Source organism: Reyranella massiliensis 521, assembly GCF_000312425.1.
Lineage (GTDB): Bacteria > Pseudomonadota > Alphaproteobacteria > Reyranellales > Reyranellaceae > Reyranella > Reyranella massiliensis.
Genome location: NZ_HE997181.1, coordinates 165,375 through 182,994, shown reverse-complemented (window position 1 = coordinate 182,994; position 17,620 = coordinate 165,375). Strand labels below are relative to the sequence as shown.

18 protein-coding genes are annotated in these 17,620 nt (G+C 66.2%); 7 read left to right on the top strand and 11 right to left on the bottom strand.

Translation table 11 applies throughout. The features are described from left to right. Positions 1-65 precede the first annotated feature (65 nt). Entirely contained in the window at positions 66-377 is a 312-nt protein-coding gene (locus BN60_RS00985) for a YXWGXW repeat-containing protein (RefSeq protein WP_020694103.1), read from the bottom strand. Between the two features lie 119 nt (positions 378-496). Continuing rightward, positions 497-1,363, bottom strand: a complete 867-nt coding sequence (locus BN60_RS00980) for a DMT family transporter (RefSeq protein ID WP_020694102.1) — start codon at positions 1,361-1,363, stop codon at positions 497-499. A 43-nt stretch (positions 1,364-1,406) separates the two neighbouring features. Here BN60_RS00980 and BN60_RS00975 point away from each other — a divergent pair, with 43 nt between their 5' ends. Continuing rightward, a complete protein-coding gene (locus BN60_RS00975) occupies positions 1,407-2,264 on the top strand; it encodes a branched-chain amino acid aminotransferase (protein ID WP_020694101.1) in 858 nt (285 codons plus the stop codon). Between the two features lie 4 nt (positions 2,265-2,268). Here BN60_RS00975 and BN60_RS00970 read toward each other — a convergent pair whose 3' ends face one another. From BN60_RS00970 to BN60_RS00960, 3 genes are read right to left on the bottom strand one after another with little or no spacing between them, the layout of a single operon-like run. Further along, positions 2,269-2,883, bottom strand: coding sequence for an FMN-dependent NADH-azoreductase (locus BN60_RS00970; RefSeq protein WP_020694100.1), 615 nt, complete (start codon positions 2,881-2,883; stop codon positions 2,269-2,271). Further along, complete coding sequence (locus tag BN60_RS00965; protein WP_020694099.1) at positions 2,880-3,314, bottom strand: GNAT family N-acetyltransferase; 435 nt, start codon at positions 3,312-3,314, stop codon at positions 2,880-2,882. The genes BN60_RS00970 and BN60_RS00965 overlap by 4 nt, the downstream gene beginning before the upstream one ends. Beyond that, the gene (locus tag BN60_RS00960; RefSeq protein WP_020694098.1) at positions 3,301-3,774 is read right to left on the bottom strand and encodes a carboxymuconolactone decarboxylase family protein; all 474 of its coding nucleotides are present in this window, start codon (positions 3,772-3,774) and stop codon (positions 3,301-3,303) included. Before BN60_RS00960 ends, BN60_RS00965 begins: the two co-directional genes overlap by 14 nt. An 83-nt stretch (positions 3,775-3,857) precedes the next feature. On the opposite strand from BN60_RS00960, the gene pdxR reads away from it, so the two are divergent. Next, on the top strand, positions 3,858-5,288 hold the full coding sequence (gene pdxR / locus BN60_RS00955; protein ID WP_020694097.1) for a MocR-like pyridoxine biosynthesis transcription factor PdxR: 1,431 nt from the start codon (positions 3,858-3,860) through the stop codon (positions 5,286-5,288). On the opposite strand, the gene BN60_RS00950 is transcribed toward pdxR, so the two are convergent. The 3 genes from BN60_RS00950 to BN60_RS00940 form a co-directional block, all read right to left on the bottom strand. Next, positions 5,285-6,898, bottom strand: a complete 1,614-nt coding sequence (locus BN60_RS00950) for a flavin-containing monooxygenase (protein ID WP_020694096.1) — start codon at positions 6,896-6,898, stop codon at positions 5,285-5,287. The genes pdxR and BN60_RS00950 overlap by 4 nt on opposite strands. 295 nt (positions 6,899-7,193) lie before the next feature. Beyond that, positions 7,194-7,487 (bottom strand): hypothetical protein, encoded by a 294-nt coding sequence (locus BN60_RS00945; protein WP_020694094.1) that lies wholly within the window; start codon positions 7,485-7,487, stop codon positions 7,194-7,196. Between the two features lie 72 nt (positions 7,488-7,559). Then, a complete protein-coding gene (locus tag BN60_RS00940; protein ID WP_020694093.1) occupies positions 7,560-8,126 on the bottom strand; it encodes a hypothetical protein in 567 nt (188 codons plus the stop codon). A 96-nt stretch (positions 8,127-8,222) separates the two neighbouring features. On the opposite strand from BN60_RS00940, the gene BN60_RS00935 reads away from it, so the two are divergent. After that, the gene (locus BN60_RS00935) at positions 8,223-8,432 is read left to right on the top strand and encodes a hypothetical protein (RefSeq protein ID WP_020694092.1); all 210 of its coding nucleotides are present in this window, start codon (positions 8,223-8,225) and stop codon (positions 8,430-8,432) included. 168 nt (positions 8,433-8,600) lie between these two features. Next, complete coding sequence (locus tag BN60_RS30660) at positions 8,601-8,777, top strand: hypothetical protein (protein ID WP_215905873.1); 177 nt, start codon at positions 8,601-8,603, stop codon at positions 8,775-8,777. On the opposite strand, the gene BN60_RS00925 is transcribed toward BN60_RS30660, so the two are convergent. Then, complete coding sequence (locus BN60_RS00925) at positions 8,752-9,408, bottom strand: ureidoglycolate lyase (RefSeq protein WP_020694090.1); 657 nt, start codon at positions 9,406-9,408, stop codon at positions 8,752-8,754. The genes BN60_RS30660 and BN60_RS00925 overlap by 26 nt on opposite strands. Before the next feature lie 2 nt (positions 9,409-9,410). Beyond that, on the bottom strand, positions 9,411-11,012 hold the full coding sequence (locus tag BN60_RS00920; protein WP_020694089.1) for a lysine--tRNA ligase: 1,602 nt from the start codon (positions 11,010-11,012) through the stop codon (positions 9,411-9,413). A gap of 70 nt (positions 11,013-11,082) precedes the next feature. On the opposite strand from BN60_RS00920, the gene BN60_RS00915 reads away from it, so the two are divergent. Further along, entirely contained in the window at positions 11,083-12,261 is a 1,179-nt protein-coding gene (locus BN60_RS00915) for a YbfB/YjiJ family MFS transporter (protein WP_020694088.1), read from the top strand. Here BN60_RS00915 and BN60_RS00910 read toward each other — a convergent pair. Continuing rightward, positions 12,245-13,396, bottom strand: a complete 1,152-nt coding sequence (locus BN60_RS00910) for a sterol desaturase family protein (RefSeq protein ID WP_020694087.1) — start codon at positions 13,394-13,396, stop codon at positions 12,245-12,247. The two genes, BN60_RS00915 and BN60_RS00910, sit on opposite strands and share 17 nt — an antisense overlap. 67 nt (positions 13,397-13,463) lie before the next feature. On the opposite strand from BN60_RS00910, the gene BN60_RS00905 reads away from it, so the two are divergent. Further along, positions 13,464-16,247 carry an ATP-dependent DNA helicase gene (locus BN60_RS00905; protein WP_020694086.1) on the top strand — a complete coding sequence of 928 codons (2,784 nt, stop codon included), beginning with the start codon at positions 13,464-13,466 and terminating at the stop codon, positions 16,245-16,247. 3 nt (positions 16,248-16,250) lie between these two features. Then, complete coding sequence (locus BN60_RS00900) at positions 16,251-17,612, top strand: tetratricopeptide repeat protein (RefSeq protein ID WP_020694085.1); 1,362 nt, start codon at positions 16,251-16,253, stop codon at positions 17,610-17,612. Positions 17,613-17,620 lie beyond the last annotated feature (8 nt).

Here is a 17,620-nt window from a genome sequence, read left to right as displayed (position 1 = left end):
GGAAAGAAAAGCAGAGGGAAGAAAGGCGGGGCGCCGAAGCACCCCGCCATACTCGCCGACTTCACCTAATCATGGCCCCAGCCCCAGCCGCGATTCCAGGCGGGCGGCGTCTGCCAGGGGCCCGGCCTCCAATAGGCGGCCGGCGGCGGCCCACCCCGCCAGCGTCCGTCGACCCAGACCTGACGGCCATGATGCCATCGCCAATAGCCTGGCACCCAGACTCGCTGGACGGGCGGCGCATAGTAAGGCGCCGGTAGCGGCGTACCGACATAGATACCGAACGACTGAGCGCTGGCCGGTGAGACGGCCGCGGTACCGAGCGCCACCGTCAGGAAACTGGCGGCGGCGAGCGTGGTGAGAGCGATACGCTTCATCATAGTCAGCCTCCGTTCTCGGCGGATCACACCGCCTCAAAAGGAGATACGCATCGACACCTGTGAAAGTGCCTCCTCATCTGGGGAATTCGCGCGCCCATTCCGCCGTCTTTTGGACACGCTCATTTTCCGCCCAAGAGCAGGAGAATGACACCAGCCACACTGACCACGATCCCGAGCAGGCCGATGGCATGCAACTTCTCGTGGCGCAGCAAGAAGTAGCTGAGCACGACGGCGATCAGAGGGAAGAGCGCGACCAGCGGCGCCACCAGGGCGATCGAGCCGAGGCCCAGCGCGGCGTAAAGAAGAAAGGTCGCCGTACCGTTGGCAAAGCCCACGCACAGAAACCAGTAGACACCTTCGCGAATCGCAGGTCCTTCGCGGAAAGCGCGGCGGCCAACCAGCAGAAGGATCACGATGGAGGAAAGCGTGTAGCCGATGGCCGCCGCAGCCAAGGGTTCATGCCAGATCGCGAGGCCTGCCTTGATCGCGGGCTGGATCGAGCCGCGCACCAGCGCCGCCGCCAAGGGCAGGCCGAGCACCCAGACCGACCATTGCCGGCCGCCGGCCCCACCGCGCAACGCGAGCAAGGCGACGCCGCCCACCACCATCGCAAGCCCGGCGAGCTGCGCGAACAGCAAGCGCTCGCCCAGGAACAGCACAGCCCCCAGTACGGCAAAGAGCGGCGTGACGTTGCCGACCGCCCCGGCCACGGCCGGCCCCAGCTTCTCGTTGGAGCGCACCGACAGGATCGATACGACCACGGGAAAGATGCAACCGACCCCGGCGAAGATAGCCACGGCCCGCCAATTGAGCGCGCCCCAGTCGACCAGAGGTAGCGCCAGCAGCCACGCCACCACCGCCGAGCCGATGATGGAATAGAGCGGCGAGCGCCAGGACGGCATGGTCCGGAGCCCAAACTGCGTCAGGATTAGTGCCAGGGCGAAGCAAAACGCCGCGCCGAGGGCCAGAAAGGCTGCCTCGCTCATCGGAATCTGCTATTCTCGCCGGTTTCCAAGAACGAGGAAAACTATGGACACGCTCACCTACTGGAACGGCACTTGGCACGAGGGCAACCCGGCTATCCTGGGCCCGCGCGACCATGCCTTCTGGCTGGGCTCCATGGTATTCGATGGTGGCCGCGCCTTCGAGGGCTGCGGGCCGGATCTGGACCTCCATGCGGAACGCGTCGTGCGGTCGGCCCGCGCCATCGGACTGAACCCCACCCAGACGCCGCAGGACATACTCAAGTTAATGCATGAGAGCGTGCGTCGCTTCGGCCCCAAGGCCGAGCTCTACGTGCGGCCGATGTTCTGGGCCGGCAAGGGCGGCGCCGGTCCGATCTCGGTCGATCCCGACTCCGCGCAGTTCCTCCTCTGCACCTATATCTCGCCGATGCGCGCAGGCACGCCGCTGACCCTGGGCCTCTGCCGCTCGATCCGCCGGCCGACGCCGGAAAGCGCGCCGACCGACGCCAAGGCGAGCTGCCTCTATCCCAACTCCTCGCGCGGCGTCGCCGAGATGATGAAGCGCGGCTTCAACAACGGCATCGTGCTCGACGCCATCGGCAACGTCGCCGAGACCTGCAGCTCCAACATCTTCCTCGCCAAGAACGGCACGGTGGCGACGCCGGTGCCGAACGGTTCGTTCCTGGCCGGCATCACGCGCAATCGCACCGTGAAGCTGCTGCGCTCGGCGGGCATCACGGTCGAGGAGCGCACCGTCACCATGGCTGACCTCGAAGATGCCGACGAGCTCTTCACCACCGGCAATGCCGGCAAGGTCCAGCCGGTCAGCCGCTACGAAGGTCGCGACCTGCAGCCCGGCCCGATCGCGGCCCGCGCACACGAGCTCTACATGGCGTTCTCGCGCACGCAGCGGATAATCTGACGCCTCAACGGGGAAGATGCCGGTCCAGCCACGACTGGACCTGCGCGTCCTCGCCCGCCGACCATGCCGTGCCGCGCGGGATGCGCTCCAGGTAAAGGAACTGGACTGTCCTGATTCCCAGGGTTGCCAACACCGCCTCGAGATACGGCGTCAGAAAGTCCGGCTGCCGGGCATGTTCGCCGGTGACGAAGCCGCCCGTCGCGACGACGACATAGGTCGGTCTATCCGCCAGCAGACCGACCTTTCCCGCGGGCGTCGAACTGAAAGTACGTTCCAGGCGAAGCACCTGATCGATCCAGGCCTTCAGCACGGCGGGCACGGTGAAGTTGTTCATCGGCGTGCTGATGACGAGACCGCTCGTTTGCTCCAGCTCGCCGATCAGCACCTCCGACTGCGCCAAAGCCCGGCGCTGCCCCTCGTCCTGCGTGGCTGGCGGCACGTACATGGCTTCGGTGAAGGCCTCGTCGATCAAAGGCGGAGGCGCCGCCGCCAGATCACGCCGAAGAACACGCAGCACCGGCTCACGCGCCTTGAGGCGACAGATGACCTGCTCCGCCGCGGCGCGGCTCTGCGAGCGGCCGAAGCGAGGACTCGCTTCGAGCAGCAGCGCGGCGTTCATCGCAGAGGCTTTCCAAAGTGCAGGGCCGTCGAGAGCATGCCCCAGCGGAAGTAGAACCTCTGCCCCAGCGAATTGTTGAGCGCGGTGTCCAGCGTCAGCCAGTCGTAGCCGGCGCCCTTGGCAATCCGCGACAACTCGTCCAGCAAAAGCGCGCCGATGCCGCTGCGACGTTCGCTGTCGAGCACGACGAGGTCGTCGACATAGACGAAGCGACCCCGGATCAGATTCTCCTGGAATCGATAGCCGGCGGCGCCGACGGGATGGCCGTCTCGCCAGGCTGCGAGCAACCGATAGCTCCCCTTCTCCTGCCGTCGCACGCGCGCGAGCAGTTCCGCGCCGTCGGCAAGATGCGGCCGCAACTGCCGCATCAGCGGAAAGCAGGCCGCGAGGTCCTCGTCGGTGTCGGCGTGACGCAGTTCAAGCGCGCTCACGCATTGCCTCCACCCTGTCCACCGGATGCTGGGAGCGCATGCCGATCGCGATCCGGTTCCAGAGATTGATCATGCCGATCAGAATCGTGAGATCGGCAATCTCCTTGGCCGAAAAGTGCTTCTGCAGGAGTTCGTAGTCGGCATCCGGCGCATGGGTCTCGGCGACCAGCGTCAGAGACTCGGTCCAAGCCAGGGCCGCCCGCTCGGCCGGCGTGTAGATTGGCGATTCTCGCCAGGCGTTGAGGAGGTAGAGCCGCTGTTCCGTTTCCCCGAGCTTGCGCGCGTCCTTGCTGTGCATGTCGAGACAGAAGGCGCAGCCATTGATCTGCGACGCACGCATCTTCATCAGGTCGACCAGGCGTGGCGGCAGCCCGCTGCGCTGGATGTAAGCTTCGATGGCAGCGAGAGCGGCATATCCCTCGGGAACAGTCTTCGGGATTGAGAGGCGCTGAACGGACATGGATGCTCCTGAAAGTGACGTCCGTTAGATGGCACTCTTATGGCCTATATAGATGATCCAAGATTTGAGAAAATCACTAGGCCATGCCACGCCATTCCGAACGCCTCGTTTCCGCGCCCCTGGTGCGGTCGGCGCTCCCTCTGCAGGAGCAGCTTTACCAGCGGATCCGGGCGGCGATCGCCAAGCGGCAGCTGACGCCCGGGGAGAAGCTGCCTTCGGTCCGTACTCTGGCGAGTGAGCTGGGCGTCGCGCGCGGGACCGTGGACACGACTTACGCCCGACTGGCCGGCGAAGGCTATCTCCTCTCCCGGGGTCCGGCCGGAACGATCGTCTCGCCCGACCTGCAGATCGGGGCCCCGCCGACGCGTGCCGTACGCAGCAGGCTGCAGCTCGCGCCCGAGGAGGAATCGGGCGGCGAGCCGCGGCCGTTCCAGTTGGGCTTGCCTGCCCTGGACGCGTTCCCGCGGGCTCTGTGGACGCGACTGACTGCCCGCGCCGCCAAGCGACTGAGCGGCGGCGCCCTCGCCTATCCCGCCTATGCGGGACTGCCCAATCTTCGCGAGGTGATCGCCTCGTACCTCGCCGTCTCGCGTGGCGTGCCGTGCCACGCAACACAGGTGATCATTACCGGCGGCTATCAGGATGCCCTCAGCCTGATGGCTCGCCTGCTCCTGCAGCCGGGCGACGGGGTGTGGTTCGAGGAGCCCGGCTATTTCCTGGCGCGCCACGCTCTGGAAGCGGCATCGGCCCGGGTGCTGCCCATCCCTGTCGACGATCAGGGGCTGGACGTAGACTTCGCGCAAGCGAACGCGCCCCGCGCCCGGCTTGCGGTCGTCACGCCCGCCCATCAGAGCGTGCTCGGCGTCGCCCTCTCCCTGGCCCGCCGACAGAAACTCCTTGCCTGGGCCAACGAGACGAACGCCTGGATCGTCGAAGACGATTACGACGGCGAGTTCCACTATGTCGGGCGAAAGCTTCCGGCGCTGAAGAGTCTCGATCTCGCCGACCGCGTGATCTACGCCGGCAGCTTCAGCAAGACCCTCTTCCCCGGCCTCTGCCTCGGCTATCTCGTCGTGCCTCACTCCCTGATTCGGCAGGTCATCGAGGCGAAGCGCGCCACCGCCCACGGCCAACCCGTGTTGGGCCAGCGCGTCGTCGCCGACTTCCTTTCCGAAGGGCACTTCGGTCGGCATCTCAAGCGCATGCGCGGCCTCTATGCCGCCCGGCGCGACGCTCTTGCCACGGCGCTGCGCAGTACCTTCGGCAATCGGCTGGAAATGACCCTGCGTCCGGGTGGCATGCACCTGCTCGCCCGCTTTCCCGAGCAGGGCAACGATGTCGAACTCGCGTGCCGTGCTTTCCGGCACGGGCTCCTGCCGGCCGCGCTCTCCGCCCAGTATCTCGGACGCACGCGCGACTCGGGCCTGATGCTGAGCTTCACCAACATCCCTGAAGACCAGGCCCTCTCGCGGACAAGGGCCCTGGCGCGCGCGCTCGGGATGGGTGCTCGCTAGGTCAGCGCAAAGCCCTCATAGCCTTTCGCCACGATCTCTTCGCACTTCTGGCGATACTTCGGCGCGCCGCCGGCATAGGCCATGAAGGTGCGCTTCTGACGGCCGGCGACATTCTTGTTCACGCCGGTCATCCAGGAATCGACCTTCGTCAGCAGCAGCCGCGCCGCCGTATCGTGGACATGGGCGGTCCAGGTCTCCTCGGCGTCGGGTGTCGCCTCGATGCGGGTCAGGCCCTTGTCGCGCATATGCTCCAGAAGATCGCTCACGAACTCGACGTTCTGCTCGATGCAGCGCGGCAGGTTGCAGAATGTCGCGGCGTTGTGCGGACCGACCAGGGTCAGCATGTTGGGGAAGCCCGCGACGTTCAGGCCGAGATAGGTGTGCGGACCGTCGGCCCACTTGTCCCGGAGCTTCTCGCCATTGCGGCCGCGGAAGTCTATGCGATCGAAGGCGCCGGTGATGGCGTCGAAGCCCGTGGCATAGATGATCATGTCGAATTCGTATTCGGCGTCGCTGGTCTTGAGCCCCTTCTCGGTGATGCGTTCGATCGGCGTCTCGCGCAGATCGACGAGCTTCACGTTGGGCTGGTTGTAGACCTCGAAGTAGCCGCTCTCGAGCGGCACGCGGCGGGTGCCGTAGCCGTGGTTTGTCGGGATCAGCTTGTCGGCGAGCTTCTGGTCCTTCACGCGCGCCCGGATCTTCTTGATCACGAACTGGGTGAGCGCGTCGTTGGCCTTCTGGTCCATCAACACGTCACGGAAGTTGCCCTGCCAGAAGGCGAAGCCCGGCATGTTGTAGAGTTCCTCGAAGAACGCATCGCGCTCCTCGGGCGTGACTTCGGTGGCGTGACGGGGGTCGGCGGTGTGGATGAAGCAGCCCCAGTTGTCGCGGCACTGCGCGAAGATCTCGTTGTAGCGGGCGCGGATCTTCTCCATCTCCTGCGGCGCGATGGGGCTGTTGCGCAGCGGCGTGCACCAGTTGGGCGTGCGCTGGAACACGGTGAGATGGCCCACCGTCTTGGCGATCTCGGTGATCGCCTGCACGCCCGAGGCGCCGGTGCCGATCACCGCCACGCGCTTGCCGGCGAAAGTGACGGGGTGATGCGGCCACAGGCCGGTGTGCCAGGCCTCGCCCTTGAAGTCCTCGACGCCGGGGATCACCGGCATGGTCGGCGACGAAAGCGGTCCGAGGGCCGTTATCAGGAAACGCGCGCGGGCGCGCTTGCCGTTCTCGAACGTGGTCTCCCACTCATTGGCAGCCTCGTCCCAGTGCGCGGACGTCACGCGCGTGTTGAAGGTGATGTCACGACGCAGGTCGAACTTGTCGGCGACGAACTCGCAGTAGCGCAGGTTCTCGGGCTGGCCGGAGAAGTGCTCCTTCCAGCTCCATTCCTTCAACACCTCGGGCGAGAAGGAGTAGCCGTAGGTCCAGCTCTCCGAATCGAAGCGCGCACCGGGGTAGCGGTTCCAGTACCAGGTGCCGCCGACGCCGCCGCCGGCCTCGTAGCCATGCGCCTTGAAGCCGAGCTGGCGCAGTTTCAGGAGCTGGTACATGCCCGAAAGGCCTGCGCCGATAATGATGACGTCCCAGCGCTCGGTATCGGCGGTCATGGCGGTGCCTCCTCAGATTTTGTTCCAGCATACAGGGCGGCGTGGCGGCAGGGCAGAACCCACTGACAGCCCTCTGCCGACCTGCAAAAGGGGCGAACAATCCAAGACCGAGGGCAACCGAACCGCAGCAGGCGGCGTTTGTCGGTCAGAAGGAGAGTTTCGTCATGCTCCTCCGGCTTTGCACCGCCCTCGGCGTACTGCTGATGATCGTGAATGCCTGTGGTCCGGTCATTCAGCTCGCCCCCTCCAGCGAGTACGAAGTCGTCGCCCTGACGGCCGAGTAGAGGGTTCGTCCTCAGCCGTAACGCCAGAATACCCATCCCGCCACGCAGGCGAGGCCAAGAGCGGTCAAACCGAAGAAGATGAAGAAGCTCTGAAAGGCCCGCTTGAGGTGGTGGCGGCCATCGTCGGTCAATTCGTGCCAATGGAGCCGGCGCGTCAGCGAGAACTTGGGAACATGGCCGGCCGCATGTGCGCGGGCGTGGACGACCGCGAAACGCACGCCGTGCCAGAGCGCCGCCACGATCGCGACCGTCCCCAGCAGCCAGAACGGCAAGAACATCAACCAGACTTCGAGATCCTGATTCACCGGCTTCTCCCACCACGAGAGCGGACCAGTCGCACATCCTGAACCGGCGGCCAAGCCGCGCGTTGCCTTGGCTTAGCGGCCAAACCGGGGCTCGAAGGGAAAGCGGCGCCAGCGCCGGTCGTCGAACAGGACGAGGAAGAGCTGGGCGAACATCGCGCCCAGCCGCGGATCGTCGGGACCGGCCGCCGGGGTCCACGCGGTGGTTTGCGACAAAGCGAGGTCGTTGCGGCAGTAGACGCCGAATACATAGACCCGGCCCGGAGTAGGCGGCTTCAGGAAGGCCTGCCCGGCGCAGACCCGCGCCGCCGTCAGGTCGTTGGCGGGGTCGAACATCAGAACCAGCCGATAGCTGGGCCGGACTTCCTCAGGCGGCGTCTCGTAGGTGAAGGTGAGATTGGGCCGGGGCTTGTTCGCCTGCATGACCGGCAGCAGGCGGTGCATGACCTCGTCCGCCGGCAGCGCCGGAAAGGGATTGCCGGCCACGACCACCTGAAAACGCCGCCCATCGGTGGCCGCCCAGAACTCCGAGAAGTCGTACTGCGGGGCATAGTCCGCCCCGCCCACGGTCTGCGCCCGCCCCGGCGGGGCGACCCAGAGCACGGTCAGGATCACAGGAAGGACACAGCGCCAGAGGGCCATTTATGGAACAGTACACCTCCGCGGTCGTTGTTGTCCGAGCGCGCGGCGGCAGGACGGTGTTCCTGTTGTCAGCCAAGCCACTGGGAGCCAGTCAATATGTTGAAATTCATCACCACTTCCGCTTTGGCCCTCGGCCTCGCCGCTTGTGGCGAGACATGGGGCCAGAGAGCCGTCACCGGCGGCGGAATTGGTGCCGGTACGGGCGCGCTGATCGGCGCCCTGACGCCGATTGGCCTTCTGCCGGGCGCCCTGGTCGGCGGCGCCGTTGGCGCCGGCGTCGGCGCCGCGACGGCCCCCAGACGCTAGTTGAGGAGCTCTGCCTAGGTACGAACTCGGTCCTCCCACCCACCCACCACGGCCCGACTGCGTTGCCTAGGCAAGTGAGAGGGGCGCGAACCTTGCGGTTCGCGCCCCCTTTTTTTGGCCTTCGTTATTGCCCGCGCCAGCGAACAGGTCGGACGCGGATCGCAGCCCGTGCTGCCGCCCCTGAGACCGGAACAGGTGTTCGTGCTGTCGCGCATGATGGGAGCCATCCGCGCCGCGATGCTGGAAGAGCAGCCCTTTCTCGGCTGCCGCGCCTTCGAGAACGAAGTCGTGCGGCTGGTGGCGGCCTACCTCGAGGCCCTCACGAGAGCGGCAGCGGCACGTTGAGCAGGACACCGAACTCGCGGGAGAGGTCGCAGCTCACGCGCGCATGCACCTTGCCCTGCTTGTCGAAGAACCGGCCCGTCGGGTTCACCGGAAACACACCTTCGTGCCAGACGCCGGGATGGATGTAGATGCCGAAGGTGCCGTCCGACCAGAAGGCCTTGAAAGCTTCGGGCTTCAGGTCGTCGCCCGGCAACGATACCGGCACTACGAACGGGCGCCCATCGAGCGGCCAGAAGAGCTGGCCGCCGTCGGGGTGGTAGTTGCAATGCCACAGGAGAACACGGCCATCGCTCAACTTCACGCCGGACCTCGCCGTCTCCGGCTGATCGCGGAAGCCGATGACATAATGGCCGCCGACCGCCTCGTTGCGGCCGATCAGCTCGTTGCCCCTCCACTCGCAGGCGAAGATGCCTTCGGTCGTGCCGCCCTCGATGCCGGTGCCGGCATCGAGCCGCCGCCAGCCCGTCAACGGCCAGGGAACGATCTCGATCCGGTGCTTCTTGGGGTCGCGCACGACCTCACCGTAGCCCTTGAGCGACTTCGCGTCGGCGCGAACCAACGGCACGTCGAGGAGCCGCAACCCTGGCGGAACATCCGGATTGAGATAGTCGAAAACGACCGAATCGCCCACGTTCAGGCTGCCTTGCCCAGATCCTCGCCGGCGAGCGCACGCTCGATCAGCTTCACGACGTTGTCGCGGCCATAGAGCTTGATGAACGCACCCATGCGCGGCCCCTGCTCGCTGCCCAGCAGCACTTCGTAGAGGGCCTTGAACCACTGGCGCAGCTCTTCCTTGGCGAAGTGCCGTTTGCCCGCCTCGTAGACCTCGTCCTGGATGACCTCGGCCGTCGCCGTCTCGTCGATCTTGCGCAGAGTCGCGGCAAGGTCCTGCAGCGCCGCACGCTCCTTGTCGTTGGGCAGGCGGAACTTCTTCGAGGCCTTCACGAAGTCCTGGTAGTAGGCCACAGCACCGGCCAGCAGCCGGTCGAGATAGGGAGCGTTCTCCGGCGTCGCACCCGGCACGTAGCGGCGCAGATACTGCCACAACACGTCCTTGTCTTCGGTATTGGCCACGCCGGCGAGGTTCAGCAGCATGCCGAAGGTGACGCCGGCCGCCGTGTTGGCGGGCGCCTTGCCGTCATGGATGTGCCAGGCGGGATTCTCCAGCGCCTTGGCCGGTTCGTCGGCCGGCAGCTTCTCGACGGCAGAGAGATAGTCGTCGACGGCACGCGGGATCACGTCGAAGTAGAGGCGCTTCGCACGCCGCGGCTGCTGCTGCATGTAGAGCGCCAGCGACTCCGGCGGCGCATAGCGCAGCCACTCCTCGACCGAGAGCCCGTTGCCCTTGGACTTGGAGATCTTCTTGCCCTCCTCGTCGAGGAAGAGCTCGTAGTTGAAACCTTCCGGCGGCTTGCCGCCCAGAATTTTCACGATCTTGGCCGACAGCTCGGCCGAGGGAATGAGATCCTTGCCGTACATCTCGTAGTCGACGTCGAGGGCGAACCAGCGGCCGGCCCAATCGGCCTTCCACTGCAGCTTGACGTTGCCGCCGGTGACCGGCGTCTCGACGAGCGTGCCGTCCTCGTCGCGATAGGCAATCGTGCCGGCATCGGCGTCGAGCTTGACCAGCGGCACCTGCAGCACGCGCCCGGTCTTGGGCGAGATCGGCAGGAAGATCGAGTAGGTCGCTCGGCGTTCCTCGCCGAGGGTCGGCAGCATCACCGCCTGCACTTCGTCGTAGTGCTGCAGCATGGCCAGCAGCATCTTGTCGAAACGGCCGGACTTGTACCAATCGGTCGCCGACTGGAACTCGTACTCGAAGCCGAAGGAATCGAGGAAGGCACGCAGGCGCGCATTGTTGGCCGCACCGAAGCTCGGATGTTCGTTGCTGAACGGATCCGGCACCGCGGTCAGCGGCTTGCCGAGATGCTGAGCCAGCATCTCCTTGTTCGGCACGTTGTCGGGCACCTTGCGCAGCCCGTCCATGTCGTCGGAGAAGCAGAACAGACGCGCCGGCACGTCGCTTAGGCGCCGGAACGCCTGGCGCACCATCGTGGTCCGCACGACCTCGCCGAACGTGCCGATATGCGGCAGCCCCGACGGGCCATAGCCGGTCTCGAGCAGCACGTAGCCTTTCGCCGGCGCTTTTTCGCCGATTCGGGCGACGAGCTTGCGGGCTTCTTCAAACGGCCACGCGCGCGCGGCCTCGGCGAGGGTACGATCAATCTGGGACATGGATCGGGCAAACTAGGTGCGGGGGCCAATTGCGTCAATTGCGCGAAGCGCCCAAAGTGCCGCGCCTGCAATGAAAAAACGCCCTCTCCTGCTCGCGATTGGCGGTCTTCTGGCGATGGCGGCCGGCCTCGGCATCGGACGCTTCGTCTACACGCCGATCCTGCCGCCGATGGTCGAAGCGCTGCAGCTCACCAAGAGCCAGGCCGGCCTGATCGCCTCGGCCAATTTCATCGGCTATCTCGCAGGCGCCCTGCTGGGGGCGCTACGGCTTCCCGGCTCTCGGCGCACCTGGTTGCTGGCCGCGCTCGCCGTCAATACGATCTGCCTCGCCGGCATGGGCGCGGCCGCGACCATGCCGCTCTTCATCGCACTGCGACTGATCGCCGGAGCCGCCAGCGCCTTTGTCCTGATCTTCAGCTCGGCCCTTGTGCTCGACCGTCTCGCCGCCGCCGGCCGCGCGTCGCTCTCCGCCGTACACTTTGCGGGGGTCGGCGGCGGCATCGCCCTTTCCGCAATCCTGGTCGCGGCGTTGCTGACGGCACATGCCTCCTGGCAGACGCTCTGGTTTGCCAGCGCCGCTCTGTCCTTCGCCGCAGTCGTCGCCGTTGCCGCCTTGGTGCCACCCGACGAAGCTATGCCGCAGACCGCACGAACGCAGAGTGCCGCCGGCGCCTCGCCGGGCTTCGCCGCGCTGATCGTGGCGTATGGCCTGTTCGGCTTCGGCTACGTGATCACGGCCACCTTCATCGTCGATCTGGTGCGCGGCGCGCCGGCCATCGCCCATCTCGAACCCTACATATGGCTGGTGGTTGGCCTGAGCGCCGTGCCGTCGGTCGCGCTCTGGACGGCGCTGGGCGCCCGATGGGGCGTGATGCGTGCCTATGTCGTGGCGAACCTCGTCGAAGCCGTGGGCGTGGCGGCCAGTGCCCTTTGGGTGCAGACGGCCGGCGTGATCGTCGCAGCGATCTTCCTGGGCGGTACGTTCGTCGGCCTGACCGCGCTCGGTCTGGTCGCGGCCCGCCAAGGCAGCACCGGCGATCCCCGCCGCAGCATCGCGCTGATGACCGTCTCCTTCAGCCTCGGCCAGATTCTGGGTCCGATCTTTGCAGGCTATGTCTACGACGCCACCGGCAGTCTCTCGACGCCATCGCTCGCCGCCGCGGCAGCGCTTGTGGTGGCCGCACTCCTCTCGCTGCTCGCCGAACGGCAACGCCGCGTTGCCCCCTCCCAGCTCAACCTTTCCAAGTGAAAGGGAAGAGCTGCTGGTGCACGAAGCCCGGCGGCATGTAATCGCCCAACACACCGTATTTGCCGGGGAAGCGGCGCTCCGATTTCACGGCCGTGCCGAAGATGTAGTCGATGAAGGCGAAGTGAGCGGCATAGTTGCGGTCGATCGCCTCGCGCTCCGAGCTGTGATGCCAATGATGGAAGTCCGGCGTCACGATCAGCCACTTGAGCGGCGCCTTGGCGAAGATCGCCGGCACCCGCACGTTGGCGTGATTGAACACGGCCTGGAAGCCGACGATCACGATGTAGATGTCGGTCGTCGTCTGGTTGAAGCCCAGGACGTAGAGCATGCCAAGGATCGACACGCGTGTCGTCAGCAGTTCGAACAGGTGCAGCCGCGACCCCGCCATCCAGTCCATGTATTCGGCACTGTGATGCACGGCATGGAAGCGCCAGAGGAAGGGGATTTCGTGATAGGCGCGGTGCGTCCAGTACTGCACCAGATCGGCGACCAGGATGACGAGGAACAACTCGGCAAAGAACGGCAGGCCACCCACCCATTTCTGCAGCGGCGGCCATACCATCCAGCCGAACAGCCGATGGATGGCGAAGTTCACGATCAGCAGTGCCAGCCCCACCAGCAGATGGTTCACGATGAAGTGCGTGAAGTCGGTCTGCCAGCCCGGCCGGAACACCGGCTGATTGCGGTGCAGGGGAAACATCTTCTCGATCAGGATGAAGATCATGCTCGAGCCGAGAAGGTCGATAATGAACCAATCCAGGCCGACATAGGGCACGTTGTCGGGGAAGTCGCCGACCGGCACGCGATGGCCGCCCAGTGCCGCCGCCAGGAGGATCAACGCCAGCGCCGTGCCGTTCAGCCAGCGATTGCGGAGTTGGATCAGGTTGGCGATCGCCATGCCGCCCGCGATCACCATGCCGACCAGCATGATCTCGCGCAGGACGGCGACGTCGTACTTCTTCCGGAGATCCGGCGTCGTCAGATACTGCGGAAAATGAAATGCCAGCACCGCCAGCACGGCAAGGCCGCCCAGGGTCAGGGCGATCACCCCAGTGACCTTGCCTTTCCCTTTGTCCATGGCGCCGGACTGACGGAAGACGGCAGTCATCCTGCCGAGGAGCGTGGGAACCTTCATGAGCCGGGATTCTAGAAGCAACCGACGGTCGCTGCATCGGACAATTGGCCTGTGCTATGCCCGCCCGGTGACTTCTTCCGCGCTACCTCCCTGGCCGGCCCTGGTCGCCACGGCGCGCGGCGCGCTCTGGCGCACGCCCGACGGCACGATCGAACGCCTGTCGGGCAGAGACACCAGTCTGCGCGCCATGGGCACCCCGCCCCTGGTCTGCCATGCCCCTGCGATCGCGGCCCGGCTAGGCCTGGAAGATCTCAAGGCCCGCGACCTGCTGGCGCTTTTTGCCTTCGTGCGGCCCGCGCGTTTCTGCCTGCCGACCGTGCGCGGCCTGTGCGAAGCGCTCGATCTCGACGTACCGACGACGCCCGAGGAAGAAGTTGCCGCCCTCCCCGAGATTGCGCGGGCGCTGATCGACGAACTCGAGGATATGGCAGCCCTTGCCTCACCCGAGATGAAAGACACGGCGCTTGCCATGGCGCGGGGCCTCTGGGAATGGGGTGACGCCGTGCTGGCCGCGCTCGGGATCGACCAGGGGGTGAAGAAGCCCAGGCCCGGCGCCGGCCTCGATGTCTGGAAGAGCCTGCCTGTCTGGGAGGAGCCGCCGCCGGCGCCACCGCCCGGCAGCGAGCCGGTCGAACCGCGCGAAGCACGGTTGCGCCTCGCCCAGCTCGTCTCGGCCGGCAGCAACATCGCCGAAGCGCGGCCGACGCAGAGCGACTACGCTTCCGCCGCCAGCCAGGCCTTTGCGCCGCGCACGGAAGAGGACAAGCCCAATGTCGTCCTGGTGGAAGCAGGCACCGGCGTCGGCAAGACGTTGGGCTATGTCGCGCCGGCGAGCCTCTGGGCGGAGAAGAACGGCGCGCCGGTCTGGATCGCGACCTACACGCGCAACCTGCAGCGCCAGATCGACAACGAACTCGACCGCCTGCATCGCGACAGCGCCGAGAAGCGCCGCCGCGTGGTGGTTCGCAAGGGACGCGAGAACTATCTCTGCCTGCTGAACTTCCAGGAGGCGGTGATGCGCACCGGTCTGGTGCCCGAGAACGCCGTCGGCCTCGGCCTGCTGGCGCGCTGGGCGCTGGCCAGCCGTGACGGCGACATGATCGGCGGCGACCTGCCGGCCTGGTTGCTCGATCTCGTGGGCCGCAGCCGCGTGCAGCGGCTGGCCGACCGGCGCGGCGAATGCATCTATTCGGCGTGCGAGCACTATCGCAAGTGCTTCGTCGAGCGCACGATCCGCCGCGCCCGCCAGGCCGATATCGTGATCGCCAACCATGCGCTGGTGATGATCCAGGCCGCCATGGGCGGGCTCGACGACGGCACACGGCCGCTGCGCTACGTGTTCGACGAGGGCCATCACCTGTTCGATGCCGCCGATGGTGCTTTCGGTGCGCATCTCAGCGGCGTCGAAGCCTCCGACCTCCGCCGCTGGCTGCTCGGCGCCGAGGGACGTCGCGGCAGCCGCGCACGCGGGCTGGAGCGGCGCCTGAGCGACCTGATCGGCGAGGATGTCGAGGCGCAACAGGCGCTGCGCCGTCTGCTCGACCTCGCCCAGCAGCTTCCCTCGCCCAACTGGCAGACGCGCCTCGCCGACGGCACTGTGCTGGGCCCTGCCGAAGAATTCCTGGCGCTGGTGCGAATGCAGGTCCGCGCCCGGTCGGCCGGCGACGACCAGGGCTTCGGCCAGGAATGCGACGTGCGGCCGCTCAATCCAGGCCTGATCGAGGCGGCGGATCAACTGGCCGATGCGCTGGACAAGATGCTGGTACCGGTCCGCAAGCTGCGACAGGTACTGCGCGCCAAGCTCGAAGGCGAAGCCGACAAGCTCGATTCCGGGCAGCGCGCGCGCATCGAAGGTGTGGCGCGGTCGCTCACCAACCGCTGCGAACTTACACTCGAGTCCTGGCGCGCCATGCTGCGCGGCCTGCATAACGACCCTGATCCCGCCTTCGTCGACTGGTTCGCCGTCGAGCGTAGCCAGAGCCGCGAAATCGATGTCGGCATGTACCGTCACTACCTCGATCCGACCGAGCCGTTCGTGAACTCGGTCATTCGGCCGGCCCATGGCGCGGTCATCACGTCGGCAACCCTGCGCGATTCGCTCGGCGTCCCGGCCGCCGCCAACGACGAGGATCCGCGCGGGCTGGCCGATTGGACGGTGGCGGAGGCACGCACCGGAACGAAGCATCTCGCGGCCCCGGCGATGCGCGCCGCGATGGCCTCGCCCTTCGACTATGCCAATGCCACCAAGGTCCTGATCGTGAAGGACGTGAAGCGCGACGACTCCGATCAGGTGGCCGCTGCCTATCGCGAGCTTTTCCTGGCAGCCGGAGGTGGCGCCCTCGGCCTCTTCACGGCAATCGGCCGCTTGCGCGCCGTCCATCAGCGCATCGCACCTGCACTGGAAGAAGCCGGCCTGCCGCTCTATGCCCAGCATGTCGGCGGCATGGATGCGGCCACGCTGGTCGATATCTTCCGCGCCGAGGAGCATTCCTGCCTGCTCGGCACCGATGCCGTGCGCGACGGCGTCGACGTACCCGGCCGCTCGCTGCGCCTGATCGTGTTCGATCGCGTGCCCTGGCCGCGCCCCGACATCCTGCATCGCGCCCGCAAGGCCTACTGGAAGGCGGCGGGTGCCGGTGCCAACGCCTACGACGACATGCTGGCCCGGCTACGTCTCAAGCAGGCCTATGGCCGACTGATTCGCCGTGCCGACGATCGCGGTGTCTTCGTGATGCTCGACTCGCGCCTGCCCAGCCGCCTGCTCAGCGCTTTCCCGCCCGGCGTCGTGATCGAGCGCACCGGGCTTGCCGAAGCCGTGGCCGAGACCAAGACATTTCTCGAAAGGAACTGACTCTTGTCCCCATTCAAGATCCTCGTCGTTTCAGCCGCAGGCCTTGCCGTGGCGGGCGTCGCTACTGTGCTTACCGTCGGCTATGTCAATTCGCCCGCGAGGCCGGAAGCCGAAAAGGCGCCGACACCCGCGTCCGCCGCGGCGCCGACATTGTCCGCGGCCGAAGTGAAGGCGGCTTATGACGAGTGTGTACAGAAGGCGTTTCCCACGACGGCCGATGCCGCGCAGCGGTCGGCCGCCTGCTCCAAGGCGTTGGGCAGCCGTCAGCTCCAGCCCGCAGAAGTGGCGATGGCGCGGCTGACGCGCGGCGTCGCCCGTACGATGCTCGGCGACAAGGTGCTGGCCAGCGAGGACTATCTCGATGCCATTCGGCATTACGATCAGCTGATCAACGCAGCCAACCCAGATGCGTTGAACCTCTTTCGTCGCGCCGCAGCATTGGATGCCGTCGGACTGACCGACAAGGCGCTCACCGACTACAGCGATGCGATCAAGCTCGACCCCAACGCCTCGCTTGCCTTCCTCAACCGCGGCGTCTTGCTGGCCACACGCAAGCGCGCCTATGACCGTGCGATCCAGGATTTCGACCGCGTCCTTGTTCTGGAGCCCGACAATGTCGATGCCTTGATCCGGCGAGGCGACGCCTTCGTTCAGCTCGGCGACTTCGGCCGCGGCATGGGCGATCTCGACCGTGCGGTGAGCATGGCTCCCGAGAACCCGCTGGCCTATCTGATGCGTGGTCTGGCCTATGGGCGGCGCGGCAACGCGATGGCAGCGCTGCAAAACTACGATGCCGCCCTGAAGTACGACCCGCGCAATGCCGATGCGTTGAGCAATCGTGCCGCCATCTACCTAGGGCAGGGCCAGCTCGACATGGCAATTCGGGATCTCGATCTGGCCATCTCGATCGATCACACCAATCCGCTGGCCTTCTACAATCGCGGCTACGCCCATTTCGCCAAGAAGGAGTACGACAAGGCAATCTCCGACTACAGCTCGGCCATCGCCCTCAACCCGCAGCTCGGCCTTGCCTACAACAACCGCGGCCTGACGCGCGCGATCGCCGGCCAGGACCTCGTCCAGGCACTCGCGGATTGCGACACGGCGTTGAAGTTGATGCCGATCAACCTGGATGTCCGCGACACGCGCGGCTTCATCTATCTCAAGCTCGGCGATCCGGCATTGGCCTTGAACGAGTACAACGCGGCGCTCGATATCGACCCCAACCGCGCGCTGTCGCTTTACGGCCGCGGCCTCGCGAAGATCAAGAATGGCGATGTGGCCGGCGGCGAGGCCGACCAGCGCGCCGCGGAAACGATCAATCCTGAGGTCGCGCAGCAATTCTCCATGTATGGCCTCAACTAGGACGAGGC